A 22,491-nucleotide genomic window follows, 5' to 3' on the forward strand; every position below is an offset into this window, starting at 1 on the left:
GCCGCGCTACAACAACGTAATATCAATCATCTCCAGCAAGCGATCAACATCGAACGGCTTCTGGATAATCACCGCGCCTTCGGCCTCCAGATCGGCAAACCACGGCTTGCGGCTCAACGCGGTCATGAAAATGATCGGAATGCCGTCGTCCTGGAGGCGCTCTTTGATGCGCTGGAACACTTCAACGCCATCCATATTGGGCATCATCACATCGCACAACACCAGGCTTGGTTTGAGGGTTTCAAGCATCTGCAACCCCTCAAGACCATCGGGCGCCAGCACGACGTCGTAACCAGCGTTGCGCAGGGCGTACTCTAACACGGCCTGCAGCGCCAGGTCATCGTCCATGATGAAAATCGTACCCTTCGTCTCCGCCATGGTCCCCTCCCGCACTGCCAGTCGTGGCGACGCTGTAACGTGCCGGGCGTCACGAGAATTGTTCGCCATTATAACAGGGTTTCCGGCCCGTATTTTTACACGTTGTATTTTCTTGGGGAAGAACGGGAGCGCACCCCTCCAGGTTGCGCTATTCCTCTCTTTGTACCCGCAGGAGCCGTATGAGTGACCTCCCACCGCTGCTGGCCGAGTATCCGTTCGTACACTGGGAGACGGTGCGCTTCCGCGATCTCGACGCCTTCGGGCACGTGAATAACGCCGTGTACGCCACCTATCTGGAGGCTGCGCGCATCGCATATTTGCTCGAACTGACCGGGGCCTCGCTAATGGAGATAGGCATCATTCTGGCCGAGCAGACCATCAGCTACAAACGGCCGGCCTATTTCGGAGAACGGCTGGGGATCGGGGTGCGGGTGACCATGTTTGGCACGAAGAGTTTCACAATGGAATACGTGGTAGCGCGGGCAGGCGATGGCGCGATGATTGCCACCGGCCAGAGCGTGCAGGTGGCCTATGATTACGCGACGGAGCGCACCGTCGCCGTGCCCGAGGCGCTGCGCGCGGCGGTGGCCCGGCGCCAGGCGCAGCGCGACCCTTCCCATGAGGGCGAGGCGGGTGATGGGGTGTAAGGCCGCGGCGAGCAACCGGACCTAGCGCTGTAAGGCGACTACGAAACTCGCCTCGCCAAACGGCTGATCTTTGAGGCGCACATGCAGGGTGGCGGCGCTGCTATTCAACGGCTGCTTGACGACGGCCGTGCCGCGCTCCTGCGCGCCAGGGGCCACGCGAATAGCCGAGGGTTCCGAAGCGTCGTCATCAATCAGATACTCGTTGCCAAGACCATCGCTGATGTGGATGTTGTCGCGATCGAGCGGGAACTCGATCATGCGGTCGGAGTTGTTTTGCACGCTCCAGGTGAGATGGACGGCCCCATCGCAGGCGGAGATGCGTTCCAGGGCCACCACCACCTCTGGCTGATCGGCGGTGGCGCTGCCGCCTTCGGCGATGCTGAGCCAGTTGCCGCTGGCGGTGTCGAAGCGTTTAGCCACCACCTGGTAGCCGATCCACAGGCAGCCCTGTTCGGCGGCGCCGATGGGAAAGGCAGCGCCGCCAGCGGGCAGGCCAGTGACCTCGACCAGCGGCGCGGGGGGCGCATCGGCAACGGGGATGAGACGGGCAGGGCGAAGGAACAGGGCCAGGGCCAGGACGATGACCAGCGCCGCCATAGCCAGGGCCAGGCGCCCGCTGGCGCTGCGGAAAGCTATCAGGGCGCGCTGCCAGAGGCCGCCGGAAGGCGCAACGCCAGCAGTGTCGGGTTCGCCCGCGGGCGGCGCGGGGGCGCCATCGCCGTCAGGAGCCGTGGTAGGGCCGCCTGGTGGCGAACCCGACACTGCTGCGACGGCTTTTTCCCGCCCGCCCCCGGCTTCGACCGGGTCGGCGGCCAGCTCCGGGTCGCCGATCACCCCGCGAAGCACCGCGTTGATCTCCTGCCAGGGCGTCAGGCGCAACATCTGAGGGATGGCCAGCATCTCTTCGTCGGTCAACTCGATCTCCGAGGAGCGCTCGGTGATCAGGTAGGCCGGCAATTCGTCCATGCCCTTCAGTTCGACCTTCCAGTCAAGCTCGATCTCCGAGCCTTCCTGGATGGAGGGCGCGATCACTACCACCCGCTTGCAGGTGCGAAAATCAACGTCGTTGATCTTCTGGGCGGGCAAAAACTCGCTGCGGTGCTCGTTGAGATAGTTGGTGAGGGCGTGGAAGTACGAGATGACCTGATTGTAGGGGTTCTTGCGACCCGGATTAAGGCGCTTGCGTTCGCCGTTGCGCCCTTCGACGAACCAGGGGCCGTTGACGCTGCCGATCACCCGCCCATCGCACTGCTTCAGTTCAATAATGAAAACGGCGTCGTGTTTGACGATCACCAGGTCAATCGTGCGCCCGCCCACGCTGAAGTTGGCCAGAATCAGGTACAGCCCCTCCAGACGATCCAGGCCCTGCGCCAGGGCCATAATCGCGCGGCGCTCGTTGGGGTGCTCTGGTTTTTCGCCGATCCAGACCTGAACTGCCATGGGCGTAACGGGTGATGTGTCTTTGATTGTGGATTTTAGATTTTGGATTTTGGATGGCTGGAGATAGCTTTCCGATCAGACCTGGTGATGATGCGTCTAAGGGGCCTGCCCGATTTCCTGCCGGATGGATCAAGCATCGAGGGCCAGGGTCTTCCTGAGTTCAATGATCTGATCGCGCAGGCTGGCGGCCTTCTCGAACTGGAGGTCACGGGCGGCCTGCTTCATCTGTTTCTCCAGATCCTTGATCAGCTTGTTCACTTCATCGCGCGGGATCTCGGCCAGCACGGGGCGCGGAGGCTCGTCGCGGGCGCTGACGCTGTAGGCGGCGCGTTCTTCGGCCATGCGCTTGATGCGGTCGGTGAGATCGCGCACGTTTTTGGAGATGCCTACCGGGGTGATGTTGTGGCGCAGGTTGTAGGCCATCTGGATATCGCGACGGCGCCGGGTCTCGCGAATGGCGGCCTCCATCGAGGGTGTCATACTATCGGCATACATGATCACCTGGCCGTCAATGTGGCGGGCGGCGCGGCCAATCGTCTGGATCAGCGAGGTCTCGGAACGCAGGTAGCCCTCTTTGTCGGCATCGAGGATGCAGACCAGACTGACCTCGGGCAGATCGAGGCCCTCGCGGAGCAGATTGATGCCCACGACGACATCGTACACCCCCAGGCGCAGGTCACGCAGGATCTCCACCCGTTCGAGGGTGTCAATGTCGGCGTGGAGGTACATGGTGCGAATGCCGACTTCGCGCAGGTAATCGGCCAGGTCCTCGGCCATGCGCTTGGTGAGGGTGGTGACGAGCACGCGCTGCTTGCGCTCGACGCGCTGGCGCACCTCGGCGATCAGGTCATCAATCTGGCCCCTGGTGGGCCGCACGTGAACCACCGGATCGAGCAGGCCGGTGGGGCGGATGATCTGTTCCACGATCTGTTCGCTGTGCTCGCGCTCGTAGGGACCGGGCGTGGCCGAGACATAGATGACCTGGTAGATGTGTTGCTCAAACTCCTCGAAGCGCAGCGGGCGATTGTCGAGGGCCGAGGGCAGGCGGAAGCCGTAATCCACCAGCGTCTGTTTGCGCTGGCGGTCGCCGAGGTACATGCCGCGCAACTGGGGCAGGGTGATGTGGCTCTCATCAACGAAGATCAGAAAATCGTCGGGAAAATAGTCGAGGAGCGTCCAGGGTGTCTGGCCAGGGGCGCGCCCGTCCATATGGCGGGAATAGTTCTCGATGCCGGAGCAGTAGCCGACCTCGCTGAGCATTTCCAGGTCGTACATGGTGCGCTGCTTGAGCCGGGCGGCCTCCAGGACCTTGCCGGCGCTCTCCAGTTCGCGCAGGCGCTCGGCGAGTTCGTCCTGGATGCTGCGCATAGCGATGGCAAGCTGTTCCCTGGTAGTGACGAAGTGCTTTGCCGGGTAAATGTCCACAGCGGTGCGGGTAAGGAGCACCTCGCCGGTGAGGGGATCGAACTCGCTGATGCGTTCGACCTCATCGCCCCAGAACTCGATGCGCACAGCCGTCTCGCTGTTGGCGGGCAGGATGTCGAGGGTGTCGCCGCGCACACGGAACGTGCCGCGGTGAAAATCAACATCGTTGCGCTCAAACTGTAGATCGATCAACTGGCGCAGCAGTTTGTCACGGTTGCGAACCTCGCCCTGGCGCACAGAGACGACCACCTGACCATAGTCGTGAGGAGAGCCGAGGCCGTAGATGGCCGACACCGAGGCCACGATCAGCACATCGCGACGGGTGAAGAGAGCCTGGGTGGCGGCGTGGCGCAGGCGGTCAATCTCTTCGTTGATCTTGGCCTCTTTTTCGATATAGAGATCCTTGGAGGGAACATAGGCCTCGGGGGTGTACTCGTCATAGTAGGAGATAAACATCTCCACCGCGGCATCGGGCAGAAAGTCGCGAAACTCGGCCCAGAGCTGGGAGACGAGGGTCTTGTTGTGGGCGAGGACCAGAGTGGGGCGCTGGACCTGGGCAAAAATGTTGGCCATGACGAACGTCTTCCCGGTCCCGGTGGCCCCGAGCAGGGTCTGATGGCGATAGCCATTGCGCAGGCCCTGGACGAGTTTTTCTATCGCCTGGGGCTGATCGCCGGTAGGCGCATAGGGCGCTTCAACACGGAAAGACATGGCGTGTTCAAAAGTAGCGATTCTTTCTGGGAGGTGGTTGCCGCGAAACCATGTTCATTATAGCGCACCGGGCAGAGGTTTGCATGGGCAGGCACGGTCTTCGCCCGCCGGCAGGCCAGGCTCGCACCCCGGGTAGCGGCTACGGCCCCCCTGCGCGCGCTTCCTGCCACGACGCACAGGGGCAAAGCCTTGCAACCACGAACGCCCTGCGTCTGCGCGCCTTTGCGCCAACCCACAATGGCAAGTTTCTAGAGTGCAGAAGACAACCCTACCGGCAGAGGATCCGGCTCGGACAGCGCTGTCGAGACGCTCGCCGGCAGGTAGATATGCATCGTGGTGCCCTGACCAGGCGCGCTGAAGACCTCAATCGCGCCGCGGTGGCTGCGGACGATCCCCTGCACCGCGGCCAGACCCAGACCACGCCCGGTGAACTTGGTGCTGAAGAACGGTTCGAACATCCGCGCGCGCGTGGCTTCGTCCATGCCACAGCCGGTATCGCTAACGCTCATACGCACGTAGCGGCCCGGCGCAAGACCGGCGCCGCCAATCAACTGTTCGAGCCGGGCCTGCTCAAGATCCTCAACAGCTGTCTCCAGGGTGATCTGGCCTGGCTGGTCGCCAAGAGCTTCGTCGGCGTTAACCAGGAGGTTCAGGATCACCTGACGGATCTGGGAGGCGTCGGCCTCGATGAGAGGGAGATCGGCGCCGAGGCGCTGATGTACGGTCGTGTGGCGGCTGAGCGTTGATCGCAGCAGGTTGACCATCTCGTTGATCAATTCGTTGAGCTGGACGGGCTGGGTCAGGAACCGGCCCTTGCCGGCATAGGCAAGCATCTGCGCGGTCAGATCGGTTGCTCGCTGGACGCCCCGGACAATGGCGTCAACGCACTCGCGAAGGGGCGAACCAGGGGGTAGATCAAGCATTGCCAGTTCGGCATGGCCATTGATAGCGGCAAGGAGGTTGTTGAAGTCGTGGGCCAGACCGGCGGCCAGGATGCCGATGCTCTCACGGCGCTGGGTTTCCTGGAGCCGGCGCTCGAAGGCCAGGCGCTCCTCTTCGTGGCGCTTGCGCCTGGTGATGTCTATCGCGATGCGCCCGATAGCGATGATCGTTCCATCGGCCGCGCGGATGGGAAAGGTATGCGCCAGCCACACCTTGCCGGTCTGGTCGAGACTGCCATATTCGCGCGTAATGTGCTCGCCGGTCTGCCGGATGTGGTGGTGATCCTGCCGGGCGCTCTGGACGACCTCGGACGGATAGAACCGATCGGCTTTCTGGCCCAGAATCTGCTCGGGCATGGTCAGGCCAAGCGAGCGCAACAGGTTCTTATTCACCAGAATAAAGCGTCCCTCCAGATCCTGCACCGCGATGATCGCCGGAACGTGATCGAGGAAGCCCTGCAGAAAGGCCTGGTGCTGCTGCAATTCAAGCGAGATCCGCTGGCGTTCGCGGACCTCGGCTTGCAGTTCCGCAATCGTGGCGCGGAGCCGGGTCGTGCGATCCTCAACCTCTTGCTCCAGACGCCAGTTCAGGCGCTCCAGTTTGCGTTCGGCCCGGCGGCGGGCCTCAAGTTCGGCAAGGAGTTTCCGGTTGGCCTCGGCCAGACGGGCAAGCAGGGCCTCGCGCTCAAACTGGGCGCGCTGCTGGGCGGTGATGTCACGCAGGTACACGATGACGTGCGGAACGTGCCCCTGCATGTCGGGAACCATCACCGCTTCAAGTTCGAAGGCACGTATTTCGCCCTTCTCCATTCGGGTGGTACACGTGGTGCGAAGAGAGGGCTGGTTGGGGTGGAGCTGCCGCAGGTGAAACAACACGACGGCGGCGATCTCGGGATCAAGCAGGGGGGCAAGGGGCTGGCCGATAGCCTGCTCTGCCGGGGTTCCGCTCAACCTCTCGAAAGACGGGTTGGCATAGATGACCCGTGGCCCGGGCAGGTCAAGAGGAACAGCCTCGACGATGACAATGGCTGCCTGTGCATACAGGGGCAAGGTTTCAAAAATGCGCAACCGCGCCAGGATCTGCGCAGGGGGCATTGTGATCAGGTCGCGGAGGCGTCGATTCTCGGCTTCGAGTCCGGCCAGCTGCTGGCGCAGGGCCTCCAGTTCGCAAGAGGGGTTTGCAGACGCCATACCCGGTTCCCTAAGAGTCCTGTAAAGAAACGGCCCGTCACAACAGGCAACCGGATTTCCCTACGCTCTGGCCCGCCGGATAAGAGAACAAACCCCTCATCGAAGAACCTCTCCTCATATTTGCTTGGTGCGCGGTGAAGTTACAAGGATCCCTGAGCGCGAGAGGGTTCTAGAGGGACTTTGGGCTTGCGAAACGCTCTTCCCTGAATGTATGGTGTAACTAAAGGGCAAGCAGAATTGCCGGATGCGCCTTATACGTGCAGATGACGATCAGGTAAGGGCATTGTATCAAAACCGTGTATCTGGCGCGTGTCCAGAAGCGCCGGCAGCGACGGCCCGCCGGATCGTCGCTGCCGGGGATGAGGGCGACACCCTGGGGGTGACGGGCGTCGCCCTGGCAGGGCATGGGTCTGCCGCGCCTTCTCAGCGCAGCTCAAAGGTAACCTGAATCTGCGCGGTGATGGTCTGCTCGCCGGGCTGCACCGGAACCGGCGCGCCGGCCTGGGCGGCCTCCTCGCGCATAAGCACGGGCATAGGGGTGACGGCGCCGAGACTCTCGGTGATCACCAGCACACTGCCAAGCGAGGCCCCGCCAGCGCGGGCGTACTGTTCGGCGCGAGCGCGGGCGTCGGCCATCGCCGCGTCGCGGGCCTGCGCCTGAGCGGCCGCAGGGTCGCTCAGACCAAAGCTGATGCCGTAGACGCGGTTGGCGCCAACCTGCACCACCTGGTCGAGCAGGGCGCCGGCCTGGGCCAGGTCGCGGATGGTGACCTGGACCATGTTGCTGACGGTGTAGCCGGTAACGGTGCGGCCTTCGTTGGCATATGCGGCGTAGATGCTAAAATTGCTGGTCTGAATGTCTTTCTCGGCCACGCCGAGGGCCTTGAGCCGGTCAATAATGGCCTGCACCTGGGCGGTGTTTTGCGCCAGGGCCTCCTGCGTGGTCGGGGCGCTGGTTTCGACGCCGAGGTGCACCACGGCCATGTCGGGAGTGACGCGCACCTCACCCTGGCCGGTGACGGTAACCTGGCGCATGCCGGAGACGCCGACGCTCTGGGCCTGGGCCGGCGCAGGGCGGGCGAAAGCGAGACCGGCAAGGGCGCCGATGGCCAGCACGGCCACGAGCAAGGCGCCGGCCAGCACGCCGATGAGGGTCGAATTGCGAGTGTCCATACGTGTACTCCTGCACGAGGCGGGCAACGCCCGCAGATCATCTGTCGTCAAGAGTACAACGGCGACGCAGGGGCGAAAGTTCCCCTGCAGCGCAACCCGGTTGGTTGCACCACTCCGTGGGCAGATCCGCCGCCGGGTAAAGATGGAGCCACAAGGTTTCCCGGCGCTCCCGGCGCCGGGCAGGCGGCCCTTGAAGAATTAAATCCGGTATAGCCCGCGCAGGCGGGCTTCGCATCGGCGGCCCGCGGCTTCAGTCGCCGGGCTACAGGTCAAATACCGGTTTATGTTCTTAATCTTCATCAGGCCCGCCGGCTGTTCAACGCGCGCAGGGCGTCGGCGCGCCCCTGGGCGAAGAGGCGATAGTGGTTGACGCTCTCATAGTCAATAATCCAGTCGAGAGGCATCAGCGTCGAGGGGGCAATCACTGTGGGCAGGGCAATGGGCCGTGGAACAGGACCGGGAGGCAACTCCAGACCGGCGGCGCGCAGGCGCGCCAGGGCCTCGGCGAGACGGTTGCGTTGTTCGAGAGTCTCAAAGGCCATGCGATACGAAGCCAGGAGCGTCCAGTCGAGGGCCAGAGTGGCGGCCTGCACCAGATCGCGCGGCGCGGCAACCGAGGCGTTCTCAGGGGAAGGATTCCAGGGCGTCATCATTACCACCAGGATATCCAGGTCGTCCTCGCCGGCCAGGTCAATCACCGGGTCGAGGGGCGTATTGGCGATCACTGCTCCATCCCAGTACTTGCGCTGGCCGATCTCGGTCCAGGGATAAACAATCGGAATGCTGCACGAGGCCAGCAGATGATCGATGCCGATGGTCTGGGCCGGGCGGCCCTGGAGCGGGCGGTTACAGAAAACCTCGAGGGCGCCGCTTTGCAACTCGGTGGCGGTAATTAGCAGGGCCGGCGCGTCGGGGCTGTTAATGCGCGGAAAATTCATCCAGGCGGCGAGCGTGCGGCGCCAGGGAGTGGTATCGAGCAGCCCGCGGAAGGGCCGGGCGCGAAACAGTGCGCCAAGGCGCTCCAGAAGACTTTCGGCGCTCCGGGCGCGTTCCGCGGAGGGCAGGGCATAGCGCCCGGCGCCGCCGCGGGCCTGCGAGGTCAACACATTACGCAGGAGAAAACGCAGCAGCGGGCGGGTCACCGGCGGCAGGTCACGGGAGAGACGATGCACATCTTCAGTATGCATCCGCAGCCATAACTCGCGCAGACGGGCCACGGGCAACCCGGAGGCCAGCGCCGCAGCGTTGACCGCGCCAATCGAGGTGCCGGCGACAATGTCGGGGCCGCGGCCATCCTCCATCCAGCCGGCTTCGACCAGCGCCTCGATAACGCCGACGTGATAGGCGCCGCGGGCGCCGCCGCCGGAGAGAACCAGGGCTTTTTTCATAGATGGCTAAATACTCTGTGAACTAAGTTTTTCAGTAACTCCGCCCCCTCCCCAACCCTCCCCCGCCGGGGGAGGGGGTCCGGCTCCTCCCCCCAACGGGGGGAGGTTGGGAGGGGGGTGGAAATCCCACGAAACTCACTTTATAGACTCCTAAAGGGTGGCGGGGGAGTCCAAAGCCATCCCCGACCCTCCCGATGAAACAGGGTTCGTCATGGTACAAACGTCAGGGTAGCCGCGATTTCACCAGCGGGGTCAGGGGTTTTCCTGGGAGGGCGCGGTTTCCAGATCCTCGCTACCAATCGATAGGGGAGATGACGCAAAGACCTGACAGGCAGGTGCATGGGCGATCCCTGTTCCCGCAGCGGAATCCTGGCGCCCACCGGTCAGGTCTCACATGCGGTCTATTTTCAATTGTTTGGTAGCCTCCCTGGCCCATTTGCACATCAGGTAGAAACACAATGACTCACCTCACCTTCCCGCCCGGCTTTGTATGGGGCGCAGCGACGGCGGCCTACCAGATCGAGGGCGCCTGGAACGAAGATGGCCGGGGCGAGAGCATCTGGGACCGCTTTGCTCATACGCCGGGAAAGATCGCCGATGGCAGCACCGGCGACGTGGCCTGCGATCACTACCATCGCTCGCAGGAAGACGTCGAACACATGGCCGCACTGGGGTTGAAGAGCTACCGCTTCAGCATCGCCTGGCCGCGGATATTGCCGACCGGCGCTCCGCCGATCAACGAGCGGGGGCTGGCTTTTTACCGGCGCCTGATTGACGCCCTCAACACACGTGGCATCATACCAAATGTCACACTCTATCACTGGGACCTGCCGCAGGCCCTGGAGGACAGGGGCGGCTGGGCCAACCGCGACACGGCCCTGCGCTTCGCCGAGTACGCCGCGCTGCTGTTCCGCCGCCTGGGCGCCGACGTGCCACTGTGGGTCACCCACAACGAGCCGTTCATCCAGACCTTTTACGGTTATGGCACGGGCGAATACGCCCCGGGCCGGCGCGATCCCCGGGTCATACTCACCGTCGCCCACCACCTGCTGCTCTCGCACGGGCTGGCGGTACAGGCCTTTCGGGCCGAGTTTCCGCCAGGGGCCGCCGGAGCGGCCGCTGGCCCTCAGATCGGCATCGTGCTGATCCTCTGGCCACACCACCCGGCCTCGCCGCGACCGTGGGACGTGCGGGCCAGCCGCTTCGCCGAGGGGGCGATGAACCGCCTGTTTCTAGAGCCGCTCTTTCGCGGGCATTACCCCGAGGATGTCCTGCGCCACTTTGCCTGGCGCGGCATCCGCCCCGCCATACGGCCCGGCGACCTCGAGGTCATTCATGTTCCGATTGATTTTCTCGGCGTCAACACCTATTCGCGGCTGGTCACTCAGTTCTACCCTCTCGACCTCATCGGGGGCGCGCGGCAGATAACGCCCGCAGGGCCGGTCACGGCAATGGGATGGGAGATCTATCCGGCGTGCATCATCGAGACGCTCCGGCAGGCGCGGACCTACACCTCCGTGCCGCTCTACATCACCGAAAACGGCGCGGCCTTCGACGACGCCATCGCTCCCGACGGCGGCGTCTACGATGAGGCGCGGGTCGCCTATCTGCGCGAACACATCGCCATGGCGCACCGGGCCATCCAGGAGGGGATCGACCTGCGCGGCTACTACGTCTGGACGTTGCTGGACAACTTCGAGTGGTCGCACGGCTTCAGCAAGCGTTTCGGGCTGCTCTACACCGATTATGCCACGGGGCGGCGCATCTGGAAGCGTTCGGCGCACTGGTACCGGGAGGTGATTGCCCGCAATGGGGTCGAGGTGTGATCAAGGGGTGGGAGAAGGAGGTCGCGCCTCCGGGCGGGGGGATGGGGAAACCCGCTTGCCGGGGTACGCAACCTGGAGGGTTGCGCTACCGGCTGACTTACCGCCGCTCCTCACCCTCCCCCCAGCCCCCTCCCTCTCCACCGCAGGTAGAGAGGGAAGGGGCCGAGCGCAGGGAGGCGGGGGAGGGTGAGGACCGCTTCCCATCACACAAGATGCGAATAATCAGCCGAAGAGGGGGTTTCGGGGGGCGGCGCGAGCTGGGCAACCAGGCCCTCTTCGACGGCGACGGCGGCGATGGGCAGCAGCGGCACCATCGCCAGGTTGTAGCGCTCGGCCGCGGCGCCCTGCAGGCGCAGCACCTTCTGGCCGAAGAAGATCACCGCGGGCAGCATGGCCGGAACCACGCCCAGCACCAGGACGCGCGGAAGCCAGCGCTCGCGCGGCAGCCGGCCAGACAGCGCCTGGATCAGCGTGCTGATCGCCAGGGTGTTGAAGACGAGCCGGGTATGTTCCGCGGTACTCTCGTTGCGGAGGCTCAGGTAGGGGATCTTGGGCCAGAACTGCTTGCTGTTGCCATGGAGGATGACCATCACCACCATGTTCATCAGCACGAAGACAACACGGTCAAGCACTGCGCGCCACATCGGGCATCCCTCCTCTTCGCGGGCACGGCGGGGTCGCCGGCAACCCCGGACTTCTCCGACTATACGCTGAGCGGGGCATGGAACCGGTAAAGACCTGCCTACCGGGGATTGCGGTATGCCAACTGTGGCGCATCTGTAACAAGCGGCCGCTTGATGATTCAGGATCAGAAGACCGTAGCGCACGCCGATGTGGTAGACGAGCGGACTCAAAGGCGGGCAAGAATCCAACGGGGAAACCCCTCTGCTCAAGGAATTTCCCCGCCCGGTCGGCCTGCTCTGCCTCCCCCTGGTCGCTGCATGATGATAGTATGCCGTCCTGTCAAACCGATGAACGCGGGCCGCGCATCATCTGGCAGGTCGTTCAATCTTCATCTGGTCATGGCGCGCTCCGAGGGCGCAGCTTCGACGGCCCAGGATTGCACGCCATGGGAAACAAACGAGAACGGGCGCACCACCACCCCTGCGGCGGTCAGGGCTCGCTCGAGTTCCAGCCGGCGGTCGAAGGGGCAGGCGAAGACCATGAAGCCGCCGCCGCCCGCACCGGTGATCTTGCCGCCCCAGGCGCCATGACGTAGGGCCAGGGCGTAGACCTCTTCGACGATCGGCGGGGCGATGTGGGGCGAGAAGGCCTTCTTCACTTCCCAGGCGTCGTGGAGCAGGCGCCCGAAGTCGGCGATGCGCAGTTCGCGCAGGTAGCGCGTAGCCTGGTCAACGAAGGCTTTGGTCTCGTCGTGGTAGCGCAGGGTATCGCCTTTCACCAGGCGCTGCACCTGGTCCTCCATCAGGTGCCGGCGCAGCAGTTGCCGGTCGCCGATGTAGCCGATGATCAGGCAGCTCTCCAGTTCGAGCAGGGCGGTGGGATCCATTGCCACCGGCTCGACGATCACCCGCCCGGCGCCGAAGTGGTAGACGCACATTCCGCCAAAAACGGCGGCGTACTGGTCCTGGCGCCCGCCGGGGATGCCCAGGTCGGCGCGTTCGATACGGTAGGCTAACTCGGCAAGCTCGTGGGGGTCATAACTCTCCCCGGCCACGGCGTAGAGCAGTTTGAGCATGCTCACCACCAGGGCCGACGAGGATCCCAATCCGCTGCCGGGGGGCGCGTCGCTGAACATGGTGATCTTGTAGCCGGGGCGCTCGGGGGTGAACGCCGGTCGCAGGTGGGGTATGGCGTCGAGCACTGCCTGGGGCAGGGTCAGCCGCCCGTCCCAGGCGCGCCCGCTGACCTGCCGGCTGACCTCCTGCAGGTCGAGCGAGCGAATGATCAGGCCCGGCTCGGTGCTCGGGCTGAGCATGCAGCGCACATACAGGTTGATGGTGCAGTTGAGGACCTTGCCGCCGTACTCCTCGGCGTAGGGGCTGACGTCCGTTCCGCCGCCAAAGAAGCCAATGCGCATCGGGGCGCGGGCTTTGTAGATTTTCACGGCCATCCCTCTCCGCTCTGGTAGGGTCGCGAAGCGGGGCCAGTATAGCAAGGAGGGACGGAAATGGCAAAGGGCAAGCGCCTTATTCGATTTTGGATTTTGGATTTTGGATTTCGGATTGCTAGATATGGCAATCCAAAATCCAAAATCCAAAATGGCATTACCCCGTTACCCCCTCCAGGCGGTCCTCCAGGTCGGCATAGATGCCGCGCAGCCGTTCGAGGGTCTCTTCGTCGGCCTGCCAGAAGCCTCGTTCGCAGGCTTCGAGCAGCCGGCGGGCCATACCCGCCGTGGCGTGGGGGTTGAGCCGGGCCAGCCGCTCGCGCATGGCCTCATCAAGCAGGTAGGTCTCGGCGACGCCCTGGTAGACCCAGCCGTCCACGGCGTTCGCGGTGGCGCTCCAGCCATAAGTATTGCTAACGCGCACTTCGATCTCGTGCACGCCTTCGTAGCCATGGGCGAGCATGCCCTCGAACCACTTCGGGTTGAGCAGCTTGGCACGGCTCTCCAGGCGCACCATCTGCTCCAGCGTGCGCACCCGCCCGCCGCTGGCCCCGCTGAGGGCCTCGACCTCGGCGACCATCACCACGGGCCGGGCGCCGCGCAGGCGCTCCACGCTCTTGGTGACGCCGCCAAGGTACTCGTAGTAGTGATCAACGTCGGAGATGCCGGTTTCGACGCTGTCCACGTTCTGGAAGGTGGCCTCGACAGTGGCCAGCACGCCCTCCAGCAGGGACCGGGCCTCGCGCCACTCGCCGCCGGGGGTCATGGCGAAGCCTTTGCGGTTCATAAAGACCTCGCCCAGCTCCTGGTCGTCCTGCCAGGCGCTTTGTTCGACCATGTGGTTGACGTTGGCCCCGTAGGAGCCGGGCGCGTTGGAGAAGACGCGCGCCGCGGCTTCTTCGAGGCTCACGCCCAGCGACGCGGCCAGCGCCAGGGCGTGCTTGCGCACGAAGTTGGCTTCCAGCGGCTCGTCGGCGGCTGCGGCGAGCCGGGCGGCCCTGTCGATGAGCATAGCCTGGTGGGCCATCAGGTCGCGGAAAATACCGCTCACGGTGCAAACCACGTCTACCCGCGGGCGCCCAAGTTCGGCCAGGGGAATGAGGGCGACATCGGCGATCTTGCCGAGCTCATCGGTAACGGCGCGGGCGCCGAGCAGGGCGAGAGCCTGGGCCACCCCTTCGCCGCCAGTCTTGATGTTGTCGGTGCCCCAGAGAACCATGGCCACTGTTTCAGGCAGCGCCCCCTGCTCGGCAGCGAGGCGAGCCAGCAGTTCGCGCACGCAGGCGGCGCCTTCGGTCTGGGCGGCTTCGTTCGGCATCCGGTAAGGGTCAAGGCCATGGAGGTTGCGCCCGGTGGGAACCACCGAAGGGTCGCGCACCACGTCGTTTCCGCCGGAGGGCGGGGTGTAGCCGCCAGCGAGGGCGTTGAGCAGCCCGCGCACCTCGTTGTCGGTGCGCAGCCGGGTGAGCAGGTCTTGCAGGAAGTTCGCCAGCGGGGTCAGTTCACCCGCGTCCACCCCTTCCAGTTCCAGCGGCCCGCCTTCTACCATGCGGCGCACGGCGGCGCGGCAACGATCCTCGATAGCTCGCCACTGGTCCTGAGCCTGGGGATCACTGGCGATGGCACGGCGCAGAGTAGCGTAGTCCAGACCCATCGTAGCGGCGACGCGCTCGGGGAGGGTCGGCGCGCCGGCGACGGGGCGCTGAAAGGCCGCCACCAGAGTGAGAATGTCGGTCAACTCGTCGGCTTCGGGAGGCCGCCCCAGAATATGCAACCCGACCGGGATGAGGCGTTGCTCGATCTGCAGCAGCTCGTGGCTCAGGCGGGCCAGGCGCGCCTCGGCGTCCGGCGCCTCTTCCAGGTTCCCGGCGGCGGCGCCATTAACCATGCCCAGGCCGACCTGTTGCGCCAGAGCGTCAATGGTTTCCAGCAGCCCGGGATCGGGGCGCTGGCGGTACTGCTCGATGCTGTCCTTCAACTGGCGCAACCCCTTGTACAGCCCGGCGTGCTGCACGGGCGGCACCAGGTAGCTGACCAGGGTAGCCGCGCCGCGCCGTTTAGCGATGGTGCCCTCGCTGGGGTTGTTGACGCAGTAGTAGTAGATGTTAGGCAGGCCGCCGAGGAGGCGGGCCGGCCAGCACGTCGGCCCCAGGCCGGCCTGCTTGCCGGGCATAAACTCCAGCGCGCCGTGGGTGCCGATGTGCACCACGGCATCGGCAGCGAAGACGCGGTCGATCCAGGTATAAAACGCGGCGAAGCCGTGGTGCGGGGCGGCGTCGCGGGCCATGAGCAGGCGCATGGGGTCGCGCTCGTAGCCGAAGGTGGGCTGCACGCCGATAAACACATTGCCCAACTGACGTCCCAGGATCTGGAACCGCCGGCCATCGGTCAGCAGTTCACCCGGCGCCGGCCCCCAGTAGGGTTCGATCTCAGTGTAGGCGGGGAACAGCCGGCGGTACTCCTCAACGGTCAGATGGGCAGCCACGTTGGCGTCGGTGCCGTTGATCAGCGCGTTGCCTTCGACCACCATCTGGCGCAGAGCCTCGGCGCTGGCCGGCAGTTCTACCTGGTAGCCAGCGGCCTTCAGTTCGCTCAGCAGCCGGTAGACACTGGCGAACACGTCCAGGTAGGCCGCGGTGCCGATGCTGCCCATACTGGGCGGAAAGTTGAAGAGCACCAGGGCGACGCGCTTCTCGGCGTTGGCCTTGCGGCGCAGGGCCACGCGGCGGGCCACGCGGTCAGCCAGGCGCTCGATCTGCTCGGGCACGGGCACGGCTACCCCGCTGTCGCCCGAGGGGCCGCCATAGACCAGCGGCTCGGTGGCGCCTTCGAGTTCGGCCAGGGCCACGTTCATAGCGAGGTGCATCGGGTTCAGGCCGCGCTCATCGCGTCGCCACTCCTCGACGCGCTGGAAGACCAGGGGAATGGCCTGGAGAAAGGGGATGTTGAGCGCCTCAAGGGCCGCGCGGGCCTCTTCGGGGCGGCTCTGGGCCATGCCGCCGGCCATGGCGAAGCCCGAGGTGGTGAGCAGCAGATCAATCGTCGGGCGACCCTGGGCGTCCTTGAAGAAGTCGAGGGCGGGCCGGTTATCCAGGGTGGCGGTGTAGGCCAGGCGCGCCTCCAGCCCGCGCGCCTCCAGCGCGTGGATGAGGGCGCCCAGGTGAGCCACATTGTTGCCGAGGGTGATCACCCGCAGCGAGAGTAGCCCCACCACGCCCCGGTCGAGCCGCAGGCGACGTTTGCGTTGCCACTTCTCGTAACTCTTCAGGTCGGCGAAGGGTCCCGGAGCGTCGGGGTGCCAGAGAGCTACATCGGGGTAGAGGTCGGCATCGCGCACGGGCAGCCGGCCCCGCAGCTCGGGCACGTAACGCTCGCCGATCAGGCAGAGCATGCGTTGCAGGTTCTCGGGGCTGTTGTTGACCCAGTACTGGTGCAGGCTGATGAAGCTGTGCAGGTCGCGGAAGCGCCCGGGCAGGAACTTCAGGACCTTCGTCAGCCCCTTGACCATGGCAAGCTGACGCGACACCTCGCCATGGCCGTGCCTGGGTTTGAGGGCCTGCATGATCCCGTGGTGGCCGCCTTCGGCGCTCTGATCGCCGAGGGTGAACTTACCCATGCGCGTCAGCCGCGCCAGGGCGGGGTTGCTCATAATCACGGCGACCGGGCAGGAAGCCCCGGCCAGGATAGGCTCGAGCGGGCGCACATAGGCCTCGCCGAAAAGCATCGCGCCGAGCACAAAATCGGCGCGGGCCACCTCGTCTTGCACCTCGGCGAGGCGGGCCGGATCGGCCAGATCCGCGCTGGTGTAGACATTGATGGCGACTGGCACGCCGTAGTCGCGCTGAATGGCGGCGGCAGCGGCCCGCAGCCCGACGGTGTAATTATCCTGGGTCGTGAGCACGACGATTCGCATTGCTGCCTCCTTGCATGCGAAGCGAGGGCCGGATACCGGCGATCGTACACCCCTGCCGCGCCGCGTCGGGGGAGGGAATCTTCACGCCGGGTAAGGAAGGCGCAACCGCAACCGCGGGGCGGGGGCGCGCCCCGCATGGCATTACCGGTTCCGGGGGCGGTTGGGGGCGGCGCGCCTCGGATGGGGCGCCGGTTCCGGGGCCGCCGGGGGGCCGCGCCGCGCCTCGGATGGGGCGCCGGTCCCGGGGCAGGCGGGGGGCGGCGGCCCGCCCCGGATGGGGTGCCGGTCCCGGGGCCGACGTAGAGACGGCCCGGCGGGCCGTCTCTACGGGTCGCCGCGGGGGGATGATTCGTCGGGATGGGCGCGCGTCGCCACGGGGCGGGTTCACCGGCACCGCCGGGGGGATCATCCGCCGGGATGGGCGCGCGTCGCCGAAGGGCCGCGGCGTGCCGCCCCGTAGATCGTCTTATACCCCTACGAGGTATTTTCGATCGCGTGTCACTCTTGTGCGGTATGGTATACTATGCCTGTGCCATCCGCAGGGGGGTATGCTCCCCTGTGCGTTCGCGAGGAGGGTTTTGCATGCACAACAAAGTTGTGATTATCGGCTCGGGTCCCGCGGGCCTGACCGCCGCCCTGTATGCCGCGCGCGCCAATCTGGAGCCGCTGGTGGTGCGCGGGTTGCAGCCCGGCGGCCTGATCGCCACCACCGCTGAAGTCGAGAATTATCCGGGCTTCGTCGAGGGCATCGGCGGCTTTGAACTCGCCGACAACATGGAGAAGCAGGCCGCCCGCTTCGGCGCCCGCTTTCTGGATACCCTGGTGACGCGGGTTGACGCCGGGCAGCGCCCCTTCGCCCTTACCACCGACGATGGCCAGCAGCTCACCGCCGATACCATCATCGTCTCCACCGGCGCCTCGCCGCGCAAGCTGGGCGTCCCCGGCGAGGAGCGCCTGGCCAACCGCGGCGTCAGCTACTGCGCCACCTGTGACGGCTTCTTCTTCCGCGGCAAGAAGGTGGTGGTGGTCGGCGGCGGCAATAGCGCCCTCGACGAGGGTCTGTTCCTCACCCGCTACGTCAGCGAGCTGATCATCGTCCACCGCCGCGACACGCTCCGCGCCGATGCCATCTTGCAGGAGCGCGCCTTCAGCAACGAGAAGATCCGCTTCGTCTGGAACAGCGTCGTCGAGGAGATCCTCGGCGAGGACCGCGTGACTGCCGTGCGCATCCGCAACCTGAAGACCGGCGAGACCAGCGAACTGGCCACCGATGGGGTCTTCCCCTACATCGGCCACGTGCCCAACACCAAGCTCTTCGAGGGCATTCTGACGCTGGACGAGGGGGGCTACATCGTCACCGACGGACGCCAGCGCACCAATGTGCCCGGCATTTTCGCCGCTGGCGACGTGGTGGACCACATCTACCGCCAGGCGATCACCGCCGCCGGCGAGGGCTGCAAGGCGGCCATGGAGGCCACCTGGTACCTGGCCGAGCAGGAGCACGCCGCCAAAAAGGCCGCCCAGGCCGAGAGCGTGTCATCGTAACGAGTGGGGCAAGAGGATATTCAGGGGAGGGTCTGGGAGGGTTTCACCCTCCCAGGAAAACACCTTCTTGCCCCTGATGAGGATTAAGAATTGAGTCCGGTATAGCCCGCGAAGGCGGGCTTCGCATCAGTAGCCCGCGGCTTCAGCCGCCGGGCTATCGGGTGAATACCGGTTTCTATTCTTCATCTTCATCAGCCGCCGGGCTATCGGGCGAATACCGGTTTCTATTCTTCATCTTTATCAGGGATCTAAGGAAACCCGGTTTCCCCAGCCCCCTACATCCCCGCCACGGTCTGCACCCGGCTGATCACCCCCAGAATGAGGTTCGGAAACAGGCCCACGACGATCAGCGGCACGACCGCTACCACCACCGCGGCCACGATGGCCGGCGGCGCCGACAGGGGCGTTTCGCTCGACGGCGGGGCGATGAACATGGCCTTGAGCAGCCGCAGGTAATAGTAGAGGCTGATCAGCGTGGTGATCACCGCCACCACCACCAACCAGCGCGCTCCACCCTGCCAGGCGGCCATGAAAACGTAGAACTTCGCAAAGAACCCTGCCAGCGGCGGGATGCCCGCCAGCGAGAGGATGCACAGCGTGAACAGAGCGGCCAGGCCCAGGTTCCGCCGCGCCAGGCCGTTGAGATCGGCGATCTCGTCGCCCCCGACGAGCAGGTTGATCGCTGCCAGCGCCCCGAAGGCCCCCAGATTGGTCAGGGTGTAGACCACCAGGTAGTACAGCAGCGCCGCCGCGCCCTGGTCGCGGTCGAAGGGCTGCGGCGCGGCCCAGGCCACCAGCGCCAGCAGCACGAAGCCGGCGTGGGCCACGCTCGACCAGGCCAGCAGGCGCTTGGCGTTCGTCTGCGGCAGGGCCGCCAGGTTGCCCACCACTACCGTGAGCAGCGCCAGGAAGGCCGCCAGGCTGGTCCAGCCGCCCAGGTCGGCCAGGCTGGCCCCGCCGCTGAGCGCGGGGAAGGCCGTGGTCAGCAGGCGCAGGAGCAGGATAAAGCCGGCCGCTTTTGAGGCCGTGGAGATAAAGGCCGTGATCGGCGTGGGCGCGCCCTGGTAGACGTCAGGCGCCCAGCCGTGGAACGGCACCGCCGCCACTTTGTAGCCTACCCCGGCAATCACGAAGACCATCCCCAGCGTCAGCAGCCCCGAACCAGGGCCGGCGTCGCCGGCCAGTTGGGCGATGCGCGAAAACTGCGTCAGGTCATTCGCCGTCACATTGCCGGCCAGGGCGCTGGCGGCGTAGCCGTAGGCCAGGCTCATCCCGTAGAGCAGGATGCCCGACGACATGGCCCCGAAGAGGAAGTACTTCATCCCCGCCTCGGACGAGCGCGCGTCGTTGCGGAAGTAGCCCGCCAGAATGTACAGCGGGATGCTCGTCAGTTCCACTGCCAGATAGGCCATGATGAACTCGGTGGCCCCGGCCATCAGGCACATGCCCAGGGTCGAGAAGAGGATCAGGGCGTAGAACTCGGCCGGATGGGCGCTCGGACGGTAGTCCAGGCACAGCAGGCTGGCGATGAAGGCCGCGCCGATGAAGGTCAGCCGGGCGATCATTGTCAAGTGGTCGGTGGCGAAGGCGCCGGTGATTGGCTCGCCGCCGGGGCCGCCGCTCTGCAGATTGCGCAGAATGGTGAGCAGCCAGTCGAGCGCCGCGTTGCCGATCGGCCCCTGCGGGGCGCGGGTGCCGGGCACATAGGCGCTCTGCAACAGGGCGATGACGAACACCAGCCCCAGCCCGATCGCCGTCAGCGAGGCCGAGGAGCGCACCCGTTCCAGTTGCGCCTCGGGCGTGCGGCCCCATTTCTCGAAGATGTCCGAGCCGAGCACCAGCAGCGCCAGCACCAGCAGCAGGATCTCCGGCAGCAGCCGCGGGATGTCGGTGATCTGAAACACCGGTCACTCCTTAGGATAACCTCTGCGCGAAGTTCTGGGAGGGCGCGGCCCTCCCCGCGGAACGCTCGCGCCCTGGTCGTGTGGAGGAGGGCGGGGAAACCAGGTTTCCACACGCCCCTGCCTGCCGGGAGGGCGCGACCCTCCCGGGAACGCTTGTGCCCTGGTCATCAGGGGGCGGGTGGGGAAACCAGGTTTCCACACGCCCCTGCCTGCCGGGAGGGCGCGACCCTCCCGGGAACGCTTGTGCCCTGGTCATCAGGGGGCGGGTGGGGAAACCGGGTTTCCCCACGCCTCTGCCCGTCGCGGTAGCGCATCCCAGAGGGTTGCGCGCAGCGCTCCCGGAGCGGCATCGAACACCCAGGCTATCCGGACAGACGCCTATCGCCCCGCCACCACCACCCCGCTGAGCTGGGCCACCACCGGCTGCACCCCGGTGTTGATCAGCTCGGTGAGGATGGCCGGGTAGATGCCCACCACCACCAGGATCACCGCCAGGATGATCGCGCCGGTACGCTCCTGCCAGGTAAGCGCGGGCAGCTTGAAGAACTCGGGGTTCTTCACCTCCCCATCGAAGGTGGCCCAGACCGCGCGGAGAATGTAGGCCCCGGTGACGGGGATGGAGATGGCGGCGATCACCGCAATCAGCGGGTAGCGTTCCCACACGCCCAGGAAGATGGTGAACTCGGCCCAGAAGCCGGCCAGCCCGGGCATACCCATGGACGACAGGCCGCCGAGGATGAACATCCACGCCGCGAAGGGCATCACCTTGCGCAGGCCGCCGAGTTCGGGCAACTGGCGCGTGTGGGTGCGATCATAGATCATGCGCCCGACGACTGCAAAGAACAGTGCCGTCATAATGCCATGGGCGAACATCTGCAACACCGCACCGGTCATCGCCAGTTGGGTGGCAGCGGCCAGCCCCATCAGCACCAGGCCCATGTGGCTCACTGACGAGTAGCCGATAATAAACTTGGCGTCGCGCTGGGCCATGGCAATCGTCGCCCCGTACACGACGTTGAAGATGGTCAGCACGGCAATCACCGGCAGCCAGAGGTTCGCCCCCACCGGCATCAGCCACATCGCCGCCCGAATACAGCCATAGGCCCCTAGCTTCATTAGCACGCCGGCGTGGAGCATGCTCACCGCTGTGGGCGCCGCCACGTGTCCGGTCGGACTCCAGGTGTGGAAGGGGAACATGCCCGCCAGCACGCCGAAGCCCACGAACATCGGCAGGAAGAAGATGCGCTGCAGGTCGCCCGCCAGGGTCACGCTGCGCGACAGCACCAGCATATCGAAGGTGCGCAGTCCCGAGCCGAAGTACAGCCCCAGCATGCCGATGATCGCCAGCGCGCTCCCAGCCATGAGGAACAGGGTAAGCTTCATCGCCCCGTACTCTTTGCGCGTGCTGCCCCAGACGCCGATCAGCAAATACATCGGCAGCACGGCCAGTTCGTAGAAGACGAAGAAGAGAAACAGGTCGAGGGCGACAAACACTCCGTACACCCCGGTGGTCAGCAACAGCAGCAGCACCCAGTACTCTTTGACCCGCTCCTCGATGTTCCAACTCATCAGCGCGCCGGTGAAGATTACCACGCCGTTGAGCACCAGCATTGGCAGGCTGATCCCGTCTACGCCAAGCAGATAGGAGATGCCGAGCTGGGGGATCCACTCCAGCCGCTCGATGAACTGGAAGCCGCCCCGGATCGGATCGTAGGCCAGCCAGACCAGCAGGGAGAGCACCAGCGAGATCAGCGCGAAGATCGCCCCGGTCCAGCGCATGGCCTCGGCCTGGCGATTGGGGATGAGGGCGATGATCGCGGCGGGCGCGACCGTGCTGAGCCAGATCAGGCTCAACCAGGGGATGGTGGTCGGAAGCGTGAACAGGCCCATACGTGCTTTCAAGGGAGCGCGCGCTCCCGCTATGGGCGCGGTGCGCCC

14 protein-coding genes are annotated in these 22,491 nt (G+C 65.4%); 3 read left to right on the forward strand and 11 right to left on the reverse strand.

Features of this window, described 5'->3' with window-relative positions:
- Nucleotides 1-6: 6 nt before the first annotated feature.
- On the reverse strand, nucleotides 7-378 hold the full coding sequence (locus NZU74_09920; GenBank protein ID MCS6881639.1) for a response regulator: 372 nt from the start codon (nucleotides 376-378) through the stop codon (nucleotides 7-9).
- Between the two features lie 179 nt (nucleotides 379-557).
- On the opposite strand from NZU74_09920, the gene NZU74_09925 reads away from it, so the two are divergent.
- Nucleotides 558-1,025, forward strand: a complete 468-nt coding sequence (locus NZU74_09925; GenBank protein MCS6881640.1) for an acyl-CoA thioesterase — start codon at nucleotides 558-560, stop codon at nucleotides 1,023-1,025.
- Nucleotides 1,026-1,046: 21 nt separating this feature from the next.
- On the opposite strand, the gene NZU74_09930 is transcribed toward NZU74_09925, so the two are convergent.
- The 5 genes from NZU74_09930 to NZU74_09950 form a co-directional block, all read right to left on the reverse strand.
- Complete coding sequence (locus NZU74_09930; protein MCS6881641.1) at nucleotides 1,047-2,465, reverse strand: NERD domain-containing protein; 1,419 nt, start codon at nucleotides 2,463-2,465, stop codon at nucleotides 1,047-1,049.
- A 129-nt stretch (nucleotides 2,466-2,594) separates the two neighbouring features.
- Nucleotides 2,595-4,601, reverse strand: a complete 2,007-nt coding sequence (gene uvrB / locus NZU74_09935) for an excinuclease ABC subunit UvrB (GenBank protein ID MCS6881642.1) — start codon at nucleotides 4,599-4,601, stop codon at nucleotides 2,595-2,597.
- Nucleotides 4,602-4,849: 248 nt separating this feature from the next.
- Complete coding sequence (locus NZU74_09940; GenBank protein MCS6881643.1) at nucleotides 4,850-6,733, reverse strand: PAS domain-containing protein; 1,884 nt, start codon at nucleotides 6,731-6,733, stop codon at nucleotides 4,850-4,852.
- A 423-nt stretch (nucleotides 6,734-7,156) separates the two neighbouring features.
- Nucleotides 7,157-7,906, reverse strand: a complete 750-nt coding sequence (locus NZU74_09945) for an SIMPL domain-containing protein (protein ID MCS6881644.1) — start codon at nucleotides 7,904-7,906, stop codon at nucleotides 7,157-7,159.
- Nucleotides 7,907-8,205: 299 nt separating this feature from the next.
- Entirely contained in the window at nucleotides 8,206-9,294 is a 1,089-nt protein-coding gene (locus tag NZU74_09950) for a patatin-like phospholipase family protein (protein MCS6881645.1), read from the reverse strand.
- Between the two features lie 458 nt (nucleotides 9,295-9,752).
- Between NZU74_09950 and NZU74_09955 the strand changes: the two genes are divergently transcribed.
- Nucleotides 9,753-11,120 carry a GH1 family beta-glucosidase gene (locus NZU74_09955; protein ID MCS6881646.1) on the forward strand — a complete coding sequence of 456 codons (1,368 nt, stop codon included), beginning with the start codon at nucleotides 9,753-9,755 and terminating at the stop codon, nucleotides 11,118-11,120.
- Nucleotides 11,121-11,323: 203 nt separating this feature from the next.
- On the opposite strand, the gene NZU74_09960 is transcribed toward NZU74_09955, so the two are convergent.
- The 3 genes from NZU74_09960 to bchH all read right to left on the reverse strand — a co-directional run bounded on the left by NZU74_09960 (nucleotide 11,324) and on the right by bchH (nucleotide 17,104).
- Nucleotides 11,324-11,764 carry a hypothetical protein gene (locus NZU74_09960; GenBank protein ID MCS6881647.1) on the reverse strand — a complete coding sequence of 147 codons (441 nt, stop codon included), beginning with the start codon at nucleotides 11,762-11,764 and terminating at the stop codon, nucleotides 11,324-11,326.
- A 368-nt stretch (nucleotides 11,765-12,132) separates the two neighbouring features.
- The gene (locus NZU74_09965; GenBank protein MCS6881648.1) at nucleotides 12,133-13,188 is read right to left on the reverse strand and encodes a GHMP kinase; all 1,056 of its coding nucleotides are present in this window, start codon (nucleotides 13,186-13,188) and stop codon (nucleotides 12,133-12,135) included.
- A gap of 160 nt (nucleotides 13,189-13,348) precedes the next feature.
- Nucleotides 13,349-17,104 (reverse strand): magnesium chelatase subunit H, encoded by a 3,756-nt coding sequence (gene bchH, locus NZU74_09970; protein MCS6881649.1) that lies wholly within the window; start codon nucleotides 17,102-17,104, stop codon nucleotides 13,349-13,351.
- A gap of 582 nt (nucleotides 17,105-17,686) precedes the next feature.
- Here bchH and trxB point away from each other — a divergent pair.
- Entirely contained in the window at nucleotides 17,687-18,649 is a 963-nt protein-coding gene (gene trxB, locus NZU74_09975; GenBank protein MCS6881650.1) for a thioredoxin-disulfide reductase, read from the forward strand.
- Between the two features lie 275 nt (nucleotides 18,650-18,924).
- On the opposite strand, the gene NZU74_09980 is transcribed toward trxB, so the two are convergent.
- Both NZU74_09980 and NZU74_09985 read right to left on the reverse strand, forming a co-directional pair.
- The gene (locus NZU74_09980; protein MCS6881651.1) at nucleotides 18,925-20,553 is read right to left on the reverse strand and encodes an NADH-quinone oxidoreductase subunit N; all 1,629 of its coding nucleotides are present in this window, start codon (nucleotides 20,551-20,553) and stop codon (nucleotides 18,925-18,927) included.
- 378 nt (nucleotides 20,554-20,931) lie between these two features.
- Nucleotides 20,932-22,443: an NADH-quinone oxidoreductase subunit M gene (locus tag NZU74_09985; GenBank protein MCS6881652.1), complete on the reverse strand. Its 1,512-nt coding sequence runs from the start codon at nucleotides 22,441-22,443 to the stop codon at nucleotides 20,932-20,934.
- Nucleotides 22,444-22,491: the final 48 nt, after the last annotated feature.

It is taken from the genome of Chloroflexaceae bacterium, assembly GCA_025057155.1.
Taxonomy (GTDB): Bacteria; Chloroflexota; Chloroflexia; order Chloroflexales; family Chloroflexaceae; genus JACAEO01.

Excerpts from the sequence above, each read along its gene's own strand:
- NZU74_09920 (MCS6881639.1), bottom strand. The coding sequence starts at position 378 with ATGGCGGAGACGAAGGGTACGATTTTCATCATGGACGATGACCTGGCG.
- NZU74_09925 (MCS6881640.1), top strand. The coding sequence starts at position 558 with ATGAGTGACCTCCCACCGCTGCTGGCCGAGTATCCGTTCGTACACTGG.
- NZU74_09930 (MCS6881641.1), bottom strand. The coding sequence starts at position 2,465 with ATGGCAGTTCAGGTCTGGATCGGCGAAAAACCAGAGCACCCCAACGAG.
- uvrB (MCS6881642.1), bottom strand. The coding sequence starts at position 4,601 with ATGTCTTTCCGTGTTGAAGCGCCCTATGCGCCTACCGGCGATCAGCCC.
- NZU74_09940 (MCS6881643.1), bottom strand. The coding sequence starts at position 6,733 with ATGGCGTCTGCAAACCCCTCTTGCGAACTGGAGGCCCTGCGCCAGCAG.
- NZU74_09945 (MCS6881644.1), bottom strand. The coding sequence starts at position 7,906 with ATGGACACTCGCAATTCGACCCTCATCGGCGTGCTGGCCGGCGCCTTG.
- NZU74_09950 (MCS6881645.1), bottom strand. The coding sequence starts at position 9,294 with ATGAAAAAAGCCCTGGTTCTCTCCGGCGGCGGCGCCCGCGGCGCCTAT.
- NZU74_09955 (MCS6881646.1), top strand. The coding sequence starts at position 9,753 with ATGACTCACCTCACCTTCCCGCCCGGCTTTGTATGGGGCGCAGCGACG.
- NZU74_09960 (MCS6881647.1), bottom strand. The coding sequence starts at position 11,764 with ATGTGGCGCGCAGTGCTTGACCGTGTTGTCTTCGTGCTGATGAACATG.
- bchH (MCS6881649.1), bottom strand. The coding sequence starts at position 17,104 with ATGCGAATCGTCGTGCTCACGACCCAGGATAATTACACCGTCGGGCTG.
- trxB (MCS6881650.1), top strand. The coding sequence starts at position 17,687 with ATGCACAACAAAGTTGTGATTATCGGCTCGGGTCCCGCGGGCCTGACC.
- NZU74_09985 (MCS6881652.1), bottom strand. The coding sequence starts at position 22,443 with ATGGGCCTGTTCACGCTTCCGACCACCATCCCCTGGTTGAGCCTGATC.